The sequence below is a fragment of the Prescottella subtropica genome (assembly GCF_005434945.1).
Lineage (GTDB): Bacteria > Actinomycetota > Actinomycetes > Mycobacteriales > Mycobacteriaceae > Prescottella > Prescottella subtropica.
In genome coordinates this window covers 1-1,143 of the sequence record NZ_SKCH01000065.1, presented here as the reverse complement: position 1 = coordinate 1,143, position 1,143 = coordinate 1, and the positions used below count along the sequence as shown (strand labels likewise).

General features: G+C 63.6%; 2 protein-coding genes. Both read right to left on the bottom strand.

The window, feature by feature from the left end; translation table 11 throughout:
* Positions 1-30 precede the first annotated feature (30 nt).
* Positions 31-807 carry an IS3 family transposase gene (locus tag E0497_RS20340; RefSeq protein ID WP_137726607.1) on the bottom strand — a complete coding sequence of 259 codons (777 nt, stop codon included), beginning with the start codon at positions 805-807 and terminating at the stop codon, positions 31-33.
* Between the two features lie 14 nt (positions 808-821).
* The gene (locus E0497_RS20335) at positions 822-1,127 is read right to left on the bottom strand and encodes a transposase (RefSeq protein ID WP_137726606.1); all 306 of its coding nucleotides are present in this window, start codon (positions 1,125-1,127) and stop codon (positions 822-824) included.
* Positions 1,128-1,143 lie beyond the last annotated feature (16 nt).

The window sequence follows — 1,143 nt, the reverse complement described above, 5'->3', positions numbered from 1 at the left end:
TGAGGTTCCCCCCGAACAGCGGACAAGGGGCTAAGCAGCTTCGACGTGATCCATCGCAGCCAGTGACATCTCGTACTCGTCGGGACTGAGCATCCCAATCGACGAGTGACGCCGCCTACTGTTGTAGAAGTTCATCCAGTTGTCAACTGCCACAAGCAATTCAGCCTTCGTGGCGAAGGTGTGTCGGTAGTAGTACTCGTGCTTGAACGTCGACCACAGCGATTCAGCGCCGGCGTTGTCCCAGCACACGCCGGTCCTGCCCATCGACCTGCGCAGCCCGTGCCGCTCACAGGCCTGCTCCATCGCATTCGCCGTGTACTGGACGCCGCGGTCCGAATGCATGATCGTGCCCGCGACCTCGCCCCCGCGGGTGGCCACGGCCTTCTCGACGGTGTCGGTGACCAGTTCGGTGCGCATGTGGTCATCGACGCTCCAGCCGAGCGCCTTCTTCGAATGCTCGTCCTTGATCGCGCACAGGTACATGTCGCCCTCTCCGCAGGTCAGGTAGGTGATGTCGGACGTCCACACCGCATCGATCCCGCCCTGGTCGAAGCGTCGCTCGACCAGGTCCGGAGGGAACGAGGCGTTCGGGTCGACGACGGTGGTGCACACCTTGAAGGTGCGCGGACTGATCCCGACGATCCCGATCGAGGCCATGATCTTGGCGACCGTCTTCTCCGTGACAGCCGTGCCGGCTGCGCGGAGGTCGGCGGTGATTCGCGGTGACCCGTAGACACCCCCGGATGTGGAGACTTTCAACAGGTTGGCCATTCGGGTGATCTCGGTGTTGGCGCACTCTGCGGCCATCAACTCGAAGCGTTCTACTTCGACTGATTCGCGGCAAAGTACGCCGAAGCTTTTTTCAAGAAGGCCAGGTCTTTCTCCTGGTCCGCGACCTGCTTGCGGAGGCGGATGAGTTCGGCTCGCTCGGCGGCGTCCAGGGGTGCTTCGCCGTGGACGGCGGCGGCCTCGGTACGGCGTCGCTCGTCGGCGACCCACCGTCCGAGCAGGTTCTCGTTCAATCCGAGCTCGCGGGCGACCTCGGCGATCGTGCGGCCCGAATCGATCACACGATGGGCGGCCTCGACCTTGTATTCGGTCGTGAACGACCGGCGGGTGCGGGACATACGGACATCCTTCCAG